Source organism: Mesorhizobium sp. LjNodule214 (assembly GCF_964252735.1).
Classification (GTDB): domain Bacteria; phylum Pseudomonadota; class Alphaproteobacteria; order Rhizobiales; family Rhizobiaceae; genus Mesorhizobium.
The window spans coordinates 937,716-953,582 of sequence record NZ_CAXUPE020000003.1 but is presented as its reverse complement, the minus strand read 5'-3'; the positions used below and the strand labels follow the sequence as shown (position 1 = coordinate 953,582).

The 15,867-nt window shown below is 62.8% G+C and carries 19 protein-coding genes; 4 read left to right on the top strand and 15 right to left on the bottom strand.

The genetic code is table 11. The features are described 5' to 3' along the window. Positions 1 to 77: 77 nt before the first annotated feature. The 5 genes from ACSQ3Z_RS29990 to ACSQ3Z_RS29970 all read right to left on the bottom strand — a co-directional run bounded on the left by ACSQ3Z_RS29990 (position 78) and on the right by ACSQ3Z_RS29970 (position 4,564). Complete coding sequence (locus tag ACSQ3Z_RS29990) at positions 78 to 809, bottom strand: peptidase (RefSeq protein WP_436174847.1); 732 nt, start codon at positions 807 to 809, stop codon at positions 78 to 80. A gap of 31 nt (positions 810 to 840) precedes the next feature. Next, positions 841 to 1,635, bottom strand: a complete 795-nt coding sequence (locus tag ACSQ3Z_RS29985) for a transglutaminase family protein (protein WP_436174846.1) — start codon at positions 1,633 to 1,635, stop codon at positions 841 to 843. 44 nt (positions 1,636 to 1,679) lie between these two features. Continuing rightward, on the bottom strand, positions 1,680 to 2,621 hold the full coding sequence (locus ACSQ3Z_RS29980) for an alpha-E domain-containing protein (RefSeq protein WP_436174845.1): 942 nt from the start codon (positions 2,619 to 2,621) through the stop codon (positions 1,680 to 1,682). A gap of 124 nt (positions 2,622 to 2,745) precedes the next feature. Next, complete coding sequence (locus tag ACSQ3Z_RS29975) at positions 2,746 to 4,158, bottom strand: circularly permuted type 2 ATP-grasp protein (RefSeq protein ID WP_436174844.1); 1,413 nt, start codon at positions 4,156 to 4,158, stop codon at positions 2,746 to 2,748. A 169-nt stretch (positions 4,159 to 4,327) separates the two neighbouring features. Further along, positions 4,328 to 4,564, bottom strand: coding sequence for an Lrp/AsnC ligand binding domain-containing protein (locus tag ACSQ3Z_RS29970; protein ID WP_120016126.1), 237 nt, complete (start codon positions 4,562 to 4,564; stop codon positions 4,328 to 4,330). 206 nt (positions 4,565 to 4,770) lie between these two features. On the opposite strand from ACSQ3Z_RS29970, the gene ACSQ3Z_RS29965 reads away from it, so the two are divergent. After that, positions 4,771 to 5,190, top strand: a complete 420-nt coding sequence (locus ACSQ3Z_RS29965) for a DUF4864 domain-containing protein (protein ID WP_436174843.1) — start codon at positions 4,771 to 4,773, stop codon at positions 5,188 to 5,190. 13 nt (positions 5,191 to 5,203) lie between these two features. On the opposite strand, the gene ACSQ3Z_RS29960 is transcribed toward ACSQ3Z_RS29965, so the two are convergent. From ACSQ3Z_RS29960 to coaD, 8 genes are all read right to left on the bottom strand, one after another. After that, complete coding sequence (locus ACSQ3Z_RS29960; RefSeq protein WP_436174842.1) at positions 5,204 to 5,929, bottom strand: SDR family NAD(P)-dependent oxidoreductase; 726 nt, start codon at positions 5,927 to 5,929, stop codon at positions 5,204 to 5,206. A 72-nt stretch (positions 5,930 to 6,001) separates the two neighbouring features. Next, entirely contained in the window at positions 6,002 to 7,132 is a 1,131-nt protein-coding gene (tgt, locus tag ACSQ3Z_RS29955; protein WP_436174841.1) for a tRNA guanosine(34) transglycosylase Tgt, read from the bottom strand. After that, the gene (locus tag ACSQ3Z_RS29950) at positions 7,125 to 7,394 is read right to left on the bottom strand and encodes a hypothetical protein (RefSeq protein WP_436174840.1); all 270 of its coding nucleotides are present in this window, start codon (positions 7,392 to 7,394) and stop codon (positions 7,125 to 7,127) included. The genes tgt and ACSQ3Z_RS29950 overlap by 8 nt, the downstream gene beginning before the upstream one ends. Beyond that, entirely contained in the window at positions 7,384 to 8,472 is a 1,089-nt protein-coding gene (gene queA, locus ACSQ3Z_RS29945; protein ID WP_436174839.1) for a tRNA preQ1(34) S-adenosylmethionine ribosyltransferase-isomerase QueA, read from the bottom strand. Before queA ends, ACSQ3Z_RS29950 begins: the two co-directional genes overlap by 11 nt. Continuing rightward, positions 8,472 to 8,921, bottom strand: a complete 450-nt coding sequence (locus ACSQ3Z_RS29940) for a DMT family transporter (protein WP_404276922.1) — start codon at positions 8,919 to 8,921, stop codon at positions 8,472 to 8,474. The genes queA and ACSQ3Z_RS29940 overlap by 1 nt, the downstream gene beginning before the upstream one ends. A gap of 12 nt (positions 8,922 to 8,933) precedes the next feature. After that, entirely contained in the window at positions 8,934 to 9,446 is a 513-nt protein-coding gene (locus ACSQ3Z_RS29935; RefSeq protein ID WP_436174838.1) for a peptidylprolyl isomerase, read from the bottom strand. Positions 9,447 to 9,473: 27 nt separating this feature from the next. Then, entirely contained in the window at positions 9,474 to 9,968 is a 495-nt protein-coding gene (locus ACSQ3Z_RS29930) for a peptidylprolyl isomerase (protein ID WP_436175188.1), read from the bottom strand. Between the two features lie 110 nt (positions 9,969 to 10,078). Further along, on the bottom strand, positions 10,079 to 10,579 hold the full coding sequence (gene coaD / locus ACSQ3Z_RS29925) for a pantetheine-phosphate adenylyltransferase (protein ID WP_436174837.1): 501 nt from the start codon (positions 10,577 to 10,579) through the stop codon (positions 10,079 to 10,081). A gap of 194 nt (positions 10,580 to 10,773) precedes the next feature. Between coaD and ACSQ3Z_RS29920 the strand changes: the two genes are divergently transcribed. Beyond that, a complete protein-coding gene (locus ACSQ3Z_RS29920) occupies positions 10,774 to 10,926 on the top strand; it encodes a hypothetical protein (protein ID WP_436174836.1) in 153 nt (50 codons plus the stop codon). Between the two features lie 69 nt (positions 10,927 to 10,995). On the opposite strand, the gene gyrA is transcribed toward ACSQ3Z_RS29920, so the two are convergent. Further along, positions 10,996 to 13,791, bottom strand: coding sequence for a DNA gyrase subunit A (gene gyrA / locus ACSQ3Z_RS29915; protein ID WP_436174835.1), 2,796 nt, complete (start codon positions 13,789 to 13,791; stop codon positions 10,996 to 10,998). A gap of 178 nt (positions 13,792 to 13,969) precedes the next feature. After that, entirely contained in the window at positions 13,970 to 14,797 is an 828-nt protein-coding gene (locus ACSQ3Z_RS29910) for a helix-turn-helix transcriptional regulator (protein WP_436174834.1), read from the bottom strand. 85 nt (positions 14,798 to 14,882) lie between these two features. On the opposite strand from ACSQ3Z_RS29910, the gene ACSQ3Z_RS29905 reads away from it, so the two are divergent. Both ACSQ3Z_RS29905 and ACSQ3Z_RS29900 read left to right on the top strand, forming a co-directional pair. Then, positions 14,883 to 15,413: a hypothetical protein gene (locus ACSQ3Z_RS29905; protein ID WP_436174833.1), complete on the top strand. Its 531-nt coding sequence runs from the start codon at positions 14,883 to 14,885 to the stop codon at positions 15,411 to 15,413. 32 nt (positions 15,414 to 15,445) lie between these two features. Beyond that, the gene (locus ACSQ3Z_RS29900) at positions 15,446 to 15,823 is read left to right on the top strand and encodes a VOC family protein (RefSeq protein WP_436174832.1); all 378 of its coding nucleotides are present in this window, start codon (positions 15,446 to 15,448) and stop codon (positions 15,821 to 15,823) included. Positions 15,824 to 15,867: the final 44 nt, after the last annotated feature.

Below are 15,867 nucleotides of genomic sequence, written 5' to 3'. Positions count from 1 at the left end.
TTCCCAGCCAGCATCTTCTGCCATTGTGATTAACACGTTAAATATAATGCAGCAACAGCCGTGAAGCCGAAAACGCCCTACCCGGGAAAGTCAGGCAGACTGGCAAAGGCAGCCTTCAGCGCACTCGACCAGCCATCCGAGATGGTCCGGTAATATTGATCGTCCTGGCCGATCCGCTTCTTCAGGCTGATCTTGAAGGCGTCCTTCTCGTAGAACAGCAGGTCGAGCGGCAGGCCGACCGACAGGTTCGACTTCAGCGTCGAATCGAACGACACCAGCAGCAGCTTCACCGTCTCGGCAAGGCTCATCGTCTTTTCATAGGCGCGGATGATGATCGGCTTGCCGTATTTGGTCTCGCCGATCTGGAAGAACGGCGTGTCGTCGGTTGATTCGATGAAATTGCCTTCTGGATAGATCATGAACAGGCGTGCTGCGCTGCCCCTGATCTGTCCGCCGAGGATGAAGGAGGCATTGAAATAGGAATCCGCCTTCTCGCCCGCCGGCGACGAATGGGCGATGACTTCCTTGACCGTGTCGCCGACCAACCGCACCGTCTGGTACATGGACGGCGTCTCGAGCAGGGTTGCGTGGCGGTCGGCGACCGCCTTGGTGCGCTCGTCGAGCAGGCTGACGACGGCCTGCGTCGTCGCCAGGTTGCCGGCCGACATCAGCACGATGACGCGCTCGCCCGGCTCCTCCCAGACATGCATCTTCTTGAAAGTCGAGATCGAATCCATGCCGGCATTGGTGCGCGTGTCCGACATGAACACGAGTCCGCGATCGATCTTCAGGCCGACGCAATAGGTCATCGATTCTCTTTTAGCAGCGATTCCGCTGGAATTACTGCTCTACCGTGACGGTGACCGCAAGCTGTTCTTGCGCTTGTCCCAGCCTGATCCCCGAAACCGGCGAGGCGTCGCGATAATCTCGGCCGGTTGCCACTCTCACATAGCGCTCGTCGGGGGAAATACCGTTGGCGGCATCGAAGGCGACCCAGCCGAGCCCCGAAACATGCGCTTCGGCCCAAGCATGGCTCGCCGCCTGCTCGACCGTCGCGTCCATCATCAGATAGCCGCTGATATAGCGGGCCGGAAAACCCATGGCACGCGCGGCAGCGGCGAAGATATGGCTGTGGTCCTGGCAGACACCGGTCTTGAGCGCCAGCGCCTCCTCGGCCGGCGTCATCACATTGGTGGCGCCAGGCTTGTAGGCGACGCGCTCGCCGATGACGGCCATCAACCGGTGCAGCCTCTCGATGTCGGTGCCCTTGCCCACTGAGGCGGCAAGGTCTCGAATGCCTTCGCCAATGGCAGTCAACGGCGTTTCCTGGCCAAACAGCCAGAGCGGCGCAAAACCCTGATGCGGTCCCGAAACGCCCGTGGTGTCGCGCGTCACCACTTCGCCCGATGCCTCGATGGTGATGGTATGCTGCTCGCCCTCGACGCTCAGCAGCCGCGTGTCATTGCCGAAATGGTCGGTGAAGCGCACTTCCTCGCGCGCGCCGTCGATCTTCAGTTCCCAGGACAGCACGGTCTGCGTGTGCCCGCTGAGCGGAAGCAACCGCAGGCGCTGCAGCAGATACTGAACCGGCGCATCGTAGCGGTATTCGGTTCGGTGGGTGATCTTGAGCCGCATGGGCGTCATTTTCCATTTGCGAGCATGATCTTGCGGGATCGTACTCAGTAGAACTTGTAGTCCTGCGCGATCTCGTCGCCGAGCCGGGTGTTGTCGCGAATGAAATTGGCCAGGAACTCGTGCAGGCCGGTGTCGAATATATCCTTGATCGAGCCCGCCCTCAGCATGGCCTGCGTCTTGTCGGCGGTCGCATGGCAGGCATGGCGTTCGCCATAGTCGTCGCCGAGGAATTTCAGATGTTCGGCGAGGAAGCGGTAGCAGAAGGTCAGCGAGCGCGGCATGCGGACATTGAGGATCAGATAGTCGGCGATGTTGGTCGGCTTGTAGTCGGCTTCGTAGACCCAGCGATAGGAGCGGTGCGCCGAGACCGAACGCAGGATCGATTCCCATTGATAGTTGTCTAGCGTGGAACCGACCCAGGAGATCGAGGGCAACAGCACGTAATATTTCACGTCGAGGATGCGCGCCGTGTTGTCGGCACGTTCGACATAGGTGCCGAGCTGCGAGAAATCGAAGATCTCGTTGCGCAGCATGGTGCCGTAGAAAGAGCCGCGGATCAGCGCCGTCTCGCGCTTGATGGCATCGAGCACGTTCGGCAGATCGCGTTCGTCGATGGGTTTCGCCAGCATCCGCTTCAGCGACATCCAGGCTTCATTGATGCTTTCCCAGGTTTCGCGCGTCAGCGCCGTGCGCACCATGCGGGCATTGTTGCGGGCCGTCTCGATCGCCGACATCGTGCTCGACGGGTTCGACGTGTCGCGCAAAAGGAAATCGGCGACATTAGCTGCCGTGTAGTCCTGGTATTTCTGCGTGAAGGTAACGTCGGAGCCGGCACTGAGCAGCACCGAATTCCACTCTTCCGAGGCGTTCTGCGTGCGCGTCAGCGCCATGCGCAGGCCGGCATCGACCAGGCGGGCCATGTTTTCCGCCCGCTCGATATAGCGGTTCATCCAGTAGAGCCCGTTGGCGGTGCGGCCGAGAAGCATGGGAAACGGCCCTTCGGGCTAGTGAGCAGTGAATGGTGAGTAATGAATAGTGAATGTTTGCATCTCGATCGAATCCGGCATTGCCCTGTCCCCTCTACTACTCACTACTGACTACTCCCCCATCTCAGTCGTCCAGCACCCAGGTATCCTTCGTCCCGCCGCCTTGCGAGGAATTCACGACCAGCGAACCTTCCTTCAGCGCCACGCGGGTCAAGCCGCCAGGCACGATCTGGATGCGGTCGGAAACCAGCACATAGGGCCTGAGGTCGACATGGCGCGGCGACAGGCCCTTTTCGGTCAGGATCGGGCAGGTCGACAGCGCCAGCGTTGGCTGGGCGATGTAGCTCGACGGCTTTGCCTGGAGTTTCTTGGCGAAATCCTGGCATTCCTTCTTGGTCGCCGCCGGCCCGACCAGCATGCCGTAGCCGCCGGAGCCATGCACTTCCTTGATCACCAGTTCGTGGATGTGCTCGAGCACATATTTCAAACTGTCCGGCTCGGAACAGCGCCAGGTCGGGATGTTGCCGAGGATCGCCTTGCGGCCGGTATAGAATTCGACGATCTCTGGCATGTAGGAATAGATCGCCTTGTCGTCGGCGATGCCCGTTCCCGGCGCATTGGCGATGGTGATGTTGCCGGCGCGGTAGACGTCCATGATTCCCGGTACGCCAAGGGCCGAGTCCGGACGGAAGGTCAGCGGGTCGAGGAAAGAATCGTCCACCCTGCGGTAAAGCACGTCGATCTGCTTGTAGCCTTCGGTCGTGCGCATGGCGACATGGCCGTCGATGACACGCAGATCCTGCCCCTCGACAAGCTGCACGCCCATCTGGTCGGCCAGGAAGGCGTGTTCGAAATAGGCGGAATTGAAGCTGCCCGGCGTCAGCACGGCGATGGTCGGCGTGCCCTTGGTGCTCTGCGGCCTGACCGCCGCCAGCGACTGGCGCAGCAGCTGCGGATAGTTCTCCACCGGCCGCACCTTGATTTGCTGGAACAGCTCCGGGAAGAGCTGCATCATCGTCTCGCGGTTCTCCAGCATGTAGGAGACGCCGGACGGCGTGCGGGCATTGTCCTCCAGCACGTAGAACTCGTTCTCGCTGATACGGACGATATCGACGCCGATAATGTGGGTGTAGACACCGGCCGGCGGCCTGACCCCGATCATCTCCGGCAGGAAGGCCTCGTTCTTGGCAACCAACTCCCTTGGGACACGGCCAGCCCGCAGGATCTCCTGGCGGTGATAGATGTCGTCGAGGAAGGCGTTGAGCGCCTGCACGCGCTGCTCGATGCCTTGCGTCAGCCGGCGCCATTCATTGCCTGAGATGATGCGGGGAACGATGTCGAAGGGGATCAGGCGTTCCGAGGCTTCCTGTTCGCCGTAGACGGCGAAGGTGATGCCGGTCTTGCGGAAGACGCGCTCGGCGTCCTGCATTTTCTCGGTAAGCCTGGCCGGATCCTGCTCCTTCAGCCAGCGGTCGTAAGCCGAATACGGTTTTCTCAATCCGGAAACTTCCGGAAGCATTTCGTCGAACGCTGCCAATCGCATACTCCCCTGTGACGCCATTTCACTGGCGTCGCCGGAGAAAATCAAGCGCAATCGGTGATTTGGGGCATGGCGGCGGTCAGTATGTCACAACTGCCTAAGATTAAGGCAGCGCCGACAGGGTCGGGTCAGGCTCTGCCTCGCGCCCGGGCAAGCCTCGATTCGGTCAGAAGGCCCGGAAGGTGACGACGGTGAACGTGTCCTTGATGCCGGGCAGAATCTGCACCTTCTCGTTGACGAAGTGGCCGATGTCTTCTTCGTCCTCGACATAGAATTTGGCGAGCAGGTCGTAATTTCCGGCGGTCGAGTAGATTTCCGAGGCGATCTCGGCGTCGGCGAGCGCGCTGGCAACATCATAGGCCTTGCCCAGGTCGCACTTTATCTGCACGAAAAACGCCTTCATTGCCGGGTCCTGCCTAGTCTCTGCGCGAATAAGCGGCCCTTGTGGCAGACTGCCGCCCGGCTTTCAAGCATTTGGGCGCTCAGGTAGCCGCCGCTGCGGTATCGTCGCGATTGTTCCGCCCTTGTTGAAACCGCGAAGCACCGAAATGCGTATGGTATAGTGTCGTCCTCGAGCAGCGATTTTCCTGGGGACACCGGAGGCAGGCCATGCGCCGCACCTTACTGGCATTCGCAGTCGTTCCGTTCATTCTCGCGTCTTCGGCGTTTGCCGGCGATGCCGAGATCAAGGCGGCGCAGACGGTCATCGACAGTCAGTTGAAAGCCTTCATCGCCAATGACGGCGCCACCGCCTACAGCTACGCGGCGCCGAATGTGAAACGCATCTTCCCGACCGTCGACACCTTCATGAACATGGTCACCAACGGCTACGCGCCGGTGCGCCAGCCGCAGAACTATTCATTCGGCAAGGTGCAGCAGACCGGACCGACCTCGATCGTCCAGCAGGTGCTGATCGTCGGGCCCGACGGCAAGGACTACGAGGCTGTGTACACGCTGGAGCAGCAGCCGGACGGCAGTTTCCAGATCACCGGCTGCAGCCTGCGCGCGTCGACCTCGGTCAGCACCTGAGGCAAAGTCGATATCAGTACCGGGCCCTGCCGCCAGACATGTCAAACACGGCCCCGGTGTTGAAGCTGCTGGCATCGGAACACAGCCAGAGTACCAACGCCGCAACCTCATCGACGGACCCAAGCCGTTTCAGCGGACTGGCGCCGATCATGTCGCTGACGACCTTGTTTCCAAGACGCCTGATAAGATCGGTATCGATTGGGCCGGGCGCGACGCAATTGACGCGGATGTCGGTATCGCAAACCTCTCGCGACAGGGCTTTGGTGAAAGCAATGACGCCCGCGCTCGCCGCGGAATAGGCTGCAAGGCTCGGCAATCCTTCCTTGCCCGCGAGAGACCCCATGTTGACGATGCGGCCGCTCCCGGTCTTTCGCATGACCGGCAAAACCTGGTGCGTGATCTCAAACACGCCGATGAGATTCACACCGATGATGCGCTGCCACTCGGCCGGGTCGAAGGCTTCGAAGTCGCGGTAGGGGCCAAGATAGCCTGCATTGTTGACCAGAATGTCGATCCGGCCGGCCTTGGCGACAATCTCGGTCAGGGCGTTCTTTATGTCGCTCGCCTTGGTTACGTCGACCGTCTGGCTGTGGGTTCCGTCGGCCGGCACGACATCGGCATCCCATATCCAGACGTCAGCTCCCGACCGCGCCAATAGCTGGGCGACGGTCCTGCCGATGCCTCTTGCGCCGCCAGTTACGATCGCGGTCTTGCCGCCAAAGTCATATGTCACGGTCATGACACGCCCCTCAGCGGAACTCTGCGCGCCGGCAACCAGCCCGTCAATCACATGACGCTGGTAAGGCGCCGCTCAAAGGGCAGGAATATCACCCCGCGCCCACCCTTCTGAAATCTCGGCTGCACGCGCTTCGAAGGCTTGGGCTTCGATCGCGGCGCGGATGTCCTGCATCAGCTTCTGATAATAGGAGAGGTTGTTCCAGGTGAGCAGCATCGCGCCCAGCGCCTCCTGCGAGCGCACCAGATGGTGCAGATAGGCGCGCGAATAGTCTCGAGCGGCCGGGCAGTCGCTCTCCTCGTCCAATGGGCGCGGATCGTCGGCATGGCGGGCGTTGCGCAGATTGACCTTGCCGCGCCTGGTATAGGCGAGGCCGTGGCGGCCGGCCCGGGTCGGCATCACGCAATCGAACATGTCGATGCCGCGCGCCACCGACTTGATGATGTCGTCCGGGGTGCCGACGCCCATCAGATAGCGCGGCTTGTCTTCGGGCAATTCGGCGCAAGTGATGTCGAGCATATCGAGCATCACCGCTTGCGGCTCGCCAACAGCCAGGCCGCCGACGGCGTAGCCCTTCAGCTCCATCGTCTTCAGCGCTTGCGCCGAGCGCACCCTGAGCGACCGCACATCGCCGCCCTGGACGATGCCGAACATCGCCTTGCCCGGCTGGTCGCCGAACGCCGTGTTGCAGCGCTCGGCCCAGCGCAGCGACAGTTCCATCGCGCGCTCGATTTCCTTCTCCTTGGCCGGCAGCGCCGTGCATTCGTCGAGCTGCATCTGGATGTCGGAATCAAGCAGCCCCTGGATCTCGATCGAACGTTCGGGCGACATCTCATAGGCGGCGCCGTCGATATGCGAGCGGAAGGTGACGCCTTTTTCGGTGAGCTTCCTCAGCTTCGAGAGCGACATCACCTGAAAACCGCCACTGTCGGTCAGGATCGGATGCGGCCAGCGGGCAAATTCATGCAGGCCGCCGAGCCGCGCCACGCGTTCGGCGCCCGGCCGCAGCATCAAATGATAGGTATTGCCGAGGATGACGTCGGCGCCGAGGCTGCGCACCTGATCCATGTACATGGTCTTGACGGTGCCACCGGTGCCGACCGGCATGAAGGCCGGCGTGCGGATCTCGCCGCGCGGCATATCGATCACGCCGCGCCGCGCCTTGCCGTCGGTGGCCAGCACCTTGAACGAGAACGCGTCAGCCATTGAATTCCTTGTCGTGCACCGGCGCGCCCGGAGCCTGTTCGTCCAGCGACTGCCGGTAGCGGATGCAGCCGCGCATGAATTTTGGCCAGGGCGGCACGGCGATCGCCGGCTCGGTCTTTTCCGGCAAAAGATCCCAAAGATCGGGATGATGCCAGCAGAGGTCGTGGCCGGTGGCATCGCGATGCTGGCGAATGCCGGCACGCAATTTCTTCACTTCCGCGATCAGGGCGTCGCGGTCAAGGCTAACGAGGTCATCGTCCATCGCTCGTCTCCGCTGGATAAAGCAGGCTGGCATCTCCGTAGGAGTAGAATCTGTAGCTGTTGTCGATGGCATGCGCATAGGCCGCGCGCATCGTATCGAGTCCTGAGAACGCCGAAACCAGCATGAACAGAGTCGAGCGCGGCAGATGGAAATTGGTCATCAGCATGTCGGCCGTCCTGAAGCGGTAGCCGGGCGTGATGAAGATGTCGGTCGGCCCAGACCATACGGAGAGCGTACCGTCCTCTCGCGCAGCACTCTCCAGCAGGCGCAGCGAGGTCGTGCCGACAGCGATGATGCGTCCGCCCCTCGCCTTCGCAGCGTTCAGCGCCTCTGCGGTCTCCAGGCTGACCGAGCCGGTCTCGGCATGCATCTTGTGGTCGGCGGTGTCTTCGGCCTTGACCGGCAGGAAGGTGCCGGCGCCGACATGCAAGGTGACGAAGCGGCACTCGATGCCTTTGGCGTCGAGTGCTGCAAACAGCTCCGGCGTGAAATGCAGGCCGGCGGTGGGCGCGGCGACCGCGCCCTCCTCTTTGGCGTAGATTGTCTGGTAATCGCTGCGGTCGCGCTCGTCGTCGTCGCGCTTGGAGGCGATGTAGGGCGGCAGCGGGATATGGCCGACGGCGTGCAGTGCCTCGTCGAGGAATGCGCCAGACAGATCGAAGCCGAGCAGGACCTCGCCGGCCTCGCCCTTCTCGATCACCGTGGCGTCGAGCTGGCCGAGGAAGCAGGAATTGCCGTCATGGCCGAAATGGATGCGGTCGCCGGCGGCGATGCGCTTGCCCGGCCGCATGAAAGCCTGCCAGCGGTCCGGCGCCACGCGCATATGCAGCGTGGCCTCGACCTGCGCCTGCGCCTCGCCGCGCCGCCTGATGCCTTTCAGCTGCGCCGGAATGACCTTGGTGTCGTTGAAGACCAGCACGTCGCCGGCTTCGAGAAACGATGGCAGGTCGCGCACCGTCCGGTCGTCGAGCCCCTGGCCGGGCTTGACCACCAGCATGCGCGCGCTGTCGCGCGGTTCGGCCGGACGCAGCGCGATGCGCTCCTCCGGCAAGTCAAAATCGAAGAGATCGACGCGCATCAGTAGAGCCGGATAAGCAACGCTCCGGCCAGCAGCAGAACTGCACCGGCGACACGGCCGAGCGAAATCTCGCGCACGGCGACGCCAAGGAATCCGGCGCGATCGATGAGCATGCCGGCCAGCAACTGCCCGGCAACCAGGAACGCCATCAGGGCGGCGGCGCCGATGCGTGGCGTCAGGATGGTCGAAAGCGTGACATAGAAGCCGCCGAGCATGCCGCCGGCGACGAACAGCCATGGCGCCGGTGCCTTCCAATCGAGCGAGATGCCCTGCAGCTTCACCACCGCGACGGCGATGATGCCGAGCACAATCGCGCCCGACAGGAACGAGAACGCAGCCGCGGCGACCGGGAGACCCAGGCCGCGCGCCAGCTGCGAATTGATGGGCGCCTGTACGGCGATGAAGGCGCCGGACAGTATGCCGAGCAAGGACCAGACAGCGCCCATCATCGTCGTTTCGCCTTACTTGACGTCGGCCGCGACCTTCAGCGACACGATCTTGTCGGGATCCTGCACCGGCTCGCCGCGCTTGATCTTGTCGACATTGTCCATGCCTTCGATGACCTGACCCCAGACCGTGTATTGGCGATTGAGGAAGGCGGCATCGTCGAAGCAGATGAAGAACTGCGAGTTGGCCGAATTCGGGTTCTGCGCCCGGGCCATCGAGCAGGTGCCGCGGCCGTGGTTGGCGTTGGAGAACTCGGCCTTCAAATCGGGCTTGTCTGAGCCGCCCATGCCGGCGCGCGACGGCGCAAAAGTCGGCTTCGAGGAATTGCCGAACTTGACGTCGCCGGTCTGCGCCATGAAGCCGTCGATGACGCGGTGGAAGACCACGCCGTCATAGGCGCCTTCGCGGGTCAGTTCCTTGATGCGGGCGACGTGTCCGGGCGCCAGATCGGGCAAAAGTTCGATGACGACCTGGCCCTTGGTCGTTTCCATGATGAGCGCGTTCTCGCGGTCCTTGATCTCAGCCATGTCAGATATCCTTTTGAAAAAACAGATTTATTTGTCGGCGGCGATGCGCACTTTGATCATCCTGTCGGGGTCGGTGACCGTGCCGTTGTCGGCCTCGTCGCCCTTCTCGATGTGGTCGACCAGTTCCATGCCGCTGACGACATTGCCGACGATGGTGTACTGGCCATCGAGCGGCGGCGCCGGCGCGAACATGATGAAGAACTGCGAGTTGGCCGAGTTCGGATCCTGCGAGCGGGCCATGCCGACCACGCCGCGCTTGTAGCGTTCGCTCTGCGAGAACTCGGCCGGCAAGTCAGGAAGATCGGAGCCGCCGGTGCCGACAGCCTGGGAGTTGAAGCCCTTCTCCATGTTGCCGAACTTGACGTCGCCGGTCTGCGCCATGAAGCCGTCGATGACACGGTGGAAGGCGACATTGTCATAGGCACCTTCGCGCACCAGCTTCTTGATCTGCGCGACATGCTTGGGTGCCAGATCGGGCCGCAGCGCGACGGTGACATCGCCGTCCTTCAGCGTGATGATCATGGTGTTTTCCGCATCGGCGGCAAAGGCCGAAACGGATGCGGTCACGAGACCGGCAAGCACAACGAGGAACGAGGCGAGCTTTTTCAGCTGCATGATCTTCTCCGAGAAACCTATTTTGCGAATTTGGCGGTGAGCGCACCGGCAACCGCCGCCGGCACGAAGGGGCGGATGTCGCCTCCCATCGAAGCTATCTGGCGGACAAGTGTGGCGGTAATGGTTCTGACCGAGGGGCTGGCGGGCAGAAAAACCGTCTGCAGTTCCGGCGCCATGGTCTCGTTCATGCCGGCCATCTGCATCTCATAGTCGAGATCGGTGCCGTCGCGCAGGCCGCGGATCATGATCGAGGCGCCCTCTCTCCTGGCCGCATCGATCACCAGCCCGTCGAAGGCGACGACCCTGATGCGGGCGCCGTCACTGCCGAATTCCGCCTTTGTTGCGGTCTCGATCAGGTTCACCCGTTCCTCGAAGGAAAACAGAGGCTTCTTGCCGGGATGTATGCCGATCGCCGCATAGACGATGTCGGCGACGGCCAGCGAGGCCTTCAGCACGTCGAGATGGCCGTTGGTCAGCGGGTCGAAGGAGCCGGCATAGAGGGCGATGCGTTCGGTCATGGCTGGTGCTTCTAGCGGGCGCGCGGGCGGAAGGCAAATCCGATCGAGATCAGGTCCGTGAACCTTTTCGCAGACATGAACGACAGATGAATGCGTTGATCACGAAGGCTTCACGCAGCGTTCACTAGGTTGCCACTTCAGATGATGAAACCAAATCCCCATCTAACCGTTATTAGGCGCAGGAGAACACGCACATGCTGATCTACATGCTAGCCACCGCAATGACCGTCGCCATGCTGATCGCCACTGTATTCGGGCTGCATCAGGAAGCTGGGCGCGTTCGCGCCAGGGCCACCACGAAGCGCTTCGAAGGTTTTGGCCCCCGCAAGCCGTACCGCCACTACTGAATTCACCGGCATCTTGCCTGGTAGTTTCGACCGCGCCGGCCCATCGGGCCGGCGTCGCTGTTTGCAGGCCTATTCGGCGTTGTCCGGACCGGCGTCGCCGCCTGCGGTATCCGCCTCGCCCTCGACGATCTCTTCCTCGTCCGACTGCGGTTCCGAGATCCGCTCGACAGACACCACTTTCTCGTCTTCGGCGGTGTTGAAGATGGTCACGCCCTTGGTGGCGCGGCTGGCGAAACGGATGCCCTCGACCGGCACGCGAATGACCGTGCCGCCGTCCGAGACCAGCATGATCTGATCGTCATTGCCGACCGGGAAGGTCGCAACCAGCCGGCCGATCTCGGCCACTTTCGAGACGTCGGTGGCCCGGATGCCCTTGCCGCCACGCCCGGTCAGGCGGAAATCATAGGACGATGAGCGCTTGCCGTAGCCATATTCGGTCACCGTCAGCACGTACTGCTCATGCGCCTTCAGGAATTCGTAGCGTTCGTCGGAAAGTTCCGTCTCCTCGCCGATCTCCTCATTGGTCAGCGCGATTTCTTCCTCTTCACCAGCGGCAATGCCTGCGGCGAGCCGCCGTTCGGCCGCCGCTCGCTTGAGATAGGCGGCGCGCTCAGCCGGCGGAGCATCGACATTCTCGATGACCGCCATGGAAATCACCCTGTCGGCTTCGGCCATGGCGATACCGCGCACGCCGACCGAGTTGCGGCTCTGGAAGACGCGCACATCGCCGACCGAAAAGCGGATGCACTGGCCGGAGCTTGCGGTCAAAAGCACGTCGTCATTGTCGGTGCAGGTCTCGACGCCGAGGATCTCGTCGCCTTCCTCCTCCAGCTTCATGGCGATCTTGCCGTTGCGGTTGACCTGGACGAAGTCGGACAGCTTGTTGCGGCGCACGGTGCCGCGCGTGGTGGCGAACATCACGTCGAGCTCGCCCCAGCTGGTCTCGTCCTCCGGCAGCGGCATGATCGTGGTGATGCGCTCGCCCTGCTCCAGCGGCAGCATGTTGATCAGCGCCTTGCCGCGCGACTGCGGGTTGCCGATCGGCAAGCGCCACACCTTTTCCTTGTAGACGATGCCGCGTGAGGAGAAGAACAGCACCGGCGTGTGCGTGTTGGCGACGAACAGCCGGGTGACGAAGTCCTCTTCCTTGGTCGACATGCCGGAGCGGCCCTTGCCGCCGCGGCGCTGCGCCCGATAAAGCGACAGCGGCACGCGCTTGATGTAGCCGGAATGGCTGACCGTGACGACCATGTCCTCGCGCTGGATGAGGTCTTCGTCTTCCATATCCGCCCCGCCCTCGGAGAGCTCGGTGCGGCGCGGCGTGCCGAACTCGTCGCGCACGGCGGCAAGCTCGTCCTTGACGATCTGCTGGACACGGGCGCGAGACGACAGGATGTCGAGATAGTCGATGATTTCGGCGCCGATCGTGTTCAATTCGTCGGCGATCTCGTCGCGGCCGAGCGCGGTCAGGCGCTGCAGACGCAGCTCGAGGATGGCGCGCGCCTGCTCCTCGGACAGGTTGTAGGTGCCGTCCTCGTTGATGCGGTGGCGCGGATCGTCGATAAGAAGGATCAGCGATTCGACGTCGCCGGACGGCCAGCGCCGCTCCATCAACTGTTCGCGCGCGGTCTGCGGGTCCGGCGCGCTGCGGATCAGCTTTATGACTTCGTCGATGTTGGCGACGGCGATGGCGAGACCGACCAGCACATGGGCGCGATCGCGCGCCTTGCGCAGCAGGAATTTGGTGCGCCGGGTGATCACCTCCTCGCGGAAAGCCACAAAGGCCTTCAGCATGTCGGTCAGCGTCAGCAGTTCCGGCTTGCCGCCATTCAGCGCCACCATGTTGGCGCCGAAGGAAGTCTGCAGCGGCGTGAAACGATAGAGCTGGTTGAGGATAACGTCGGCGACGGCGTCGCGCTTCAACTCGATGACGACGCGGTAGCCCTGCCGGTCGCTCTCGTCGCGAATGTCGGAAATGCCCTCGATACGCTTGTCGCGCACCAGTTCGGCCATCTTCTCAATCATCGACGACTTGTTCACCTGGTAGGGAACCTCGGTGATGATGATCGACTCGCGGTCGTTGCCGCGCTGTTCGATGTTGACCTTGCCGCGCATGACGATGGAGCCACGGCCGGTCGAATAGGCGCTGTAGATGCCGGAACGGCCGAGCACGATGCCGCCGGTCGGGAAATCCGGCCCGGGGATGATCTCCATCAGCGCCGGCAGGTCGATCGCCGGATTGTCGATGAGGGCGATGGCGCCGTTGCAGACTTCGCCGAGATTGTGCGGCGGGATGTTGGTGGCCATGCCGACGGCGATGCCGCCGGAGCCGTTGACCAAAAGGTTGGGGAATCGCGCCGGCAGCACCTTCGGCTCGCTGCCCGACGCGTCGTAAGTGTCCTGGAAATCGACGGTTTCCTTGTCGATATCCTCGAGCAATTCATGCGCGACCTTGGTCAGGCGCGACTCGGTGTAGCGCATCGCCGCCGGTGGATCGCCGTCGATCGAGCCGAAATTGCCCTGCCCGTCGATCAGCGGCACGCGCAGCGACCAGTCCTGCGCCATGCGCACCAGGGCGTCATAGATCGAGGCGTCACCATGCGGATGGTATTTACCCATCACGTCGGCGACCGGGCGGGCCGATTTCACATATTTGCGGTTCCAGTGGTAGCTGCTCTCATGCGAGGCATAGAGAATGCGGCGATGCACCGGCTTCAGGCCGTCGCGCACGTCCGGCAGCGCGCGGCTGACGATCACGCTCATGGCGTAATCGAGATAGGAGCGCTGCATCTCCTCGATGATGGATATCGGCTCGATGCCGGTCGGGCCGCCGTCGGCGCCGCGCGGTGTCTTCTGGTCGGTCAAATCAGGTCACAATCCAGTCAGGAATCACTGGCTGCTTATATAGGAAGCGCGGCCGAAACTCCAACGTCAGCGACGGCTTTTCCAAAGACAATTTCGGCGGCAATTTCAAAAGGATACCGTCAATTGCGACGATATGGCCAAGGCGCTTTTCGCCGCCGCCGGGCAAAGCGGGTGAACGCTAGGCGATACGCCGACGGGCGCGATAGGCGCCGGGCGCCTGCCCCATTTCACGCCGGAAGCGGCGGTTGAAGGTCGACAGGTCGTTGAAGCCGGCCTCGAAGGCGATGGTCGAGATCGCCTCGTCCGACGTGCGCAGCCGCACCGCGGCCCGGTGCAGCCTGGTTTTCAGCAGGAACTGGTAAGGCGTCATTCCGGCGACATGCCGGAAGGTGCGCAGGAAATGGTAGGGACTGGTCGCCGTGCAGCTGGCAAGTTCTGCGAGCGAGATTGGCCGGTCGGCATCGAGCTCGATCCGCCGCACAGCTTCTGTGACGCGTTTCTGGTCGCGGCGGCTCGGCGCGCGGCCAACATGCGCGGCGTCGGCGGCAACGGCCACCACCGCTCCGGCAATGCGCAGACCGAGTTCCTCCAACACGTCGCCGTCGGCCGTCTCGCGCGCGGCCTCCGCCTCCGCCAGCAGCGGCGCCAGCGCCGGCAAGGGCGGCAAGCGAGGCACCCCAAAGCCCAGCCGCCTCGCTCCAGGCACCTCAGCGACGATGCCTTCCATATAGGCCGGGGTAAAATGGAAGGAGAGGCAGCGGTCGCCGGCGCCATGCTCGTGGCCGCATTCATAGCAGGCGCCGGGATTGCCGAGCAGGATGGCGCCTGGCGCCAGCATCGCCGTGCCCTGGCGCGTGCGGTAGCGGAAGGTGCCTTGAGTCACAGCGGCAACACAAAAGGTCCGGTGCTCTTCCTCGAACGGGCTGTCGCCGGCGCCGGCCGTGCACACCACGTCCGCCACGTGCCAGCCCTGCCCCGATGCAAGGTTTTGCTCGCTCGTCGTCATGGCCGAAAGATAGCAATTTTTCCCAAGCGCAGAACCCTGCCATGCCCCTATTGGTCGCGGTCTCCTGACAAACGAGGCAGCAACCATGACCGATCCCTTTACCGAAGCCCTGCATAGCGACGGACCCTACCCCGACCTGGCCGAAAAGCTGGACCTTTACGGCCGCTTCGTCGGCGCCTGGACTTTCGATGCCACACGCCACCTCGAAGACGGCACGGTTCTTACCGGGCGCGGCGAGGTGCATTTCGGCTGGGTCCTGGAAGGCAAGGCAATCCAGGACGTATGGATCCTGCCCGCGCGCGATGCCGATCCCTTGCCGTCGCTCGGCACGTGGACGTTCTATGGCACGACATTGCGCGTCTACGATCCCGGCGTCGATGCCTGGCACATTTTCTGGAGCGATCCGCGCAACCAGTATTTCAGCCGCCAGCTCGGCCGTGCCGAAGGCGACACGATCGTCCAGCAAGGTGTCGACGCCCGCGGCTCCTCCGTACGCTGGAGCTTTTTCCGGATCACCGAAAACTCGTTCCGATGGCTGGGCGAGTGTTCGCATGACGGCAGCGAGGACTGGCGCCTCGAGGTCGAGTTCCTGGCGCGCCGCGTTACTCCAGCCTGATCAACCAACCATTTGCAAACATGGAGGAAACTATGCTTGACCACGTCTCGATCGGCGTCCGCGACGCCAATGCCGCGAAACATTTTTATGACGCCGCGCTGAAACCGCTCGGCTACACATGCCTCAGCCAGTCACCCGGCTCGCTTGGCTATGGCGGGAAGACAGTGGCGCTATGGGTGAACGAAGCGCCGCGGCCGGTGACGGCGGACGCGAAGTCCGGCTTGCATTTCTGCTTCGCCGCGCCGACGCGCGCCAGTGTCGATGCGTTCCACGCGGCAGCGCTCAGCGAAGGCGGCCGCGACAATGGCGCGCCCGGCCTGCGCGCCGACTATGGCGAAAACTACTATGCTGCCTTCGTCATCGACCCGGATGGCTACCGCATCGAAGCCTATTGCAGCGCTGCCGGCTAGCCGGCTCAAATCCTCCTCCCGCGCTGTTTCCAGCGCCCCTGCTT

Bases quoted from the DNA above. Each gene is read 5' to 3' on its own strand.
- ACSQ3Z_RS29990 (WP_436174847.1), bottom strand. From the start codon at position 809: ATGACCTATTGCGTCGGCCTGAAGATCGATCGCGGACTCGTGTTCATG.
- ACSQ3Z_RS29985 (WP_436174846.1), bottom strand. From the start codon at position 1,635: ATGCGGCTCAAGATCACCCACCGAACCGAATACCGCTACGATGCGCCG.
- ACSQ3Z_RS29980 (WP_436174845.1), bottom strand. From the start codon at position 2,621: ATGCTTCTCGGCCGCACCGCCAACGGGCTCTACTGGATGAACCGCTAT.
- ACSQ3Z_RS29970 (WP_120016126.1), bottom strand. From the start codon at position 4,564: ATGAAGGCGTTTTTCGTGCAGATAAAGTGCGACCTGGGCAAGGCCTAT.
- ACSQ3Z_RS29965 (WP_436174843.1), top strand. From the start codon at position 4,771: ATGCGCCGCACCTTACTGGCATTCGCAGTCGTTCCGTTCATTCTCGCG.
- ACSQ3Z_RS29960 (WP_436174842.1), bottom strand. From the start codon at position 5,929: ATGACCGTGACATATGACTTTGGCGGCAAGACCGCGATCGTAACTGGC.
- tgt (WP_436174841.1), bottom strand. From the start codon at position 7,132: ATGGCTGACGCGTTCTCGTTCAAGGTGCTGGCCACCGACGGCAAGGCG.
- ACSQ3Z_RS29950 (WP_436174840.1), bottom strand. From the start codon at position 7,394: ATGGACGATGACCTCGTTAGCCTTGACCGCGACGCCCTGATCGCGGAA.
- queA (WP_436174839.1), bottom strand. From the start codon at position 8,472: ATGCGCGTCGATCTCTTCGATTTTGACTTGCCGGAGGAGCGCATCGCG.
- ACSQ3Z_RS29940 (WP_404276922.1), bottom strand. From the start codon at position 8,921: ATGATGGGCGCTGTCTGGTCCTTGCTCGGCATACTGTCCGGCGCCTTC.
- ACSQ3Z_RS29935 (WP_436174838.1), bottom strand. From the start codon at position 9,446: ATGGCTGAGATCAAGGACCGCGAGAACGCGCTCATCATGGAAACGACC.
- ACSQ3Z_RS29930 (WP_436175188.1), bottom strand. From the start codon at position 9,968: ATGATCATCACGCTGAAGGACGGCGATGTCACCGTCGCGCTGCGGCCC.
- coaD (WP_436174837.1), bottom strand. From the start codon at position 10,579: ATGACCGAACGCATCGCCCTCTATGCCGGCTCCTTCGACCCGCTGACC.
- ACSQ3Z_RS29920 (WP_436174836.1), top strand. From the start codon at position 10,774: ATGCTGATCTACATGCTAGCCACCGCAATGACCGTCGCCATGCTGATC.
- ACSQ3Z_RS29910 (WP_436174834.1), bottom strand. From the start codon at position 14,797: ATGACGACGAGCGAGCAAAACCTTGCATCGGGGCAGGGCTGGCACGTG.
- ACSQ3Z_RS29905 (WP_436174833.1), top strand. From the start codon at position 14,883: ATGACCGATCCCTTTACCGAAGCCCTGCATAGCGACGGACCCTACCCC.
- ACSQ3Z_RS29900 (WP_436174832.1), top strand. From the start codon at position 15,446: ATGCTTGACCACGTCTCGATCGGCGTCCGCGACGCCAATGCCGCGAAA.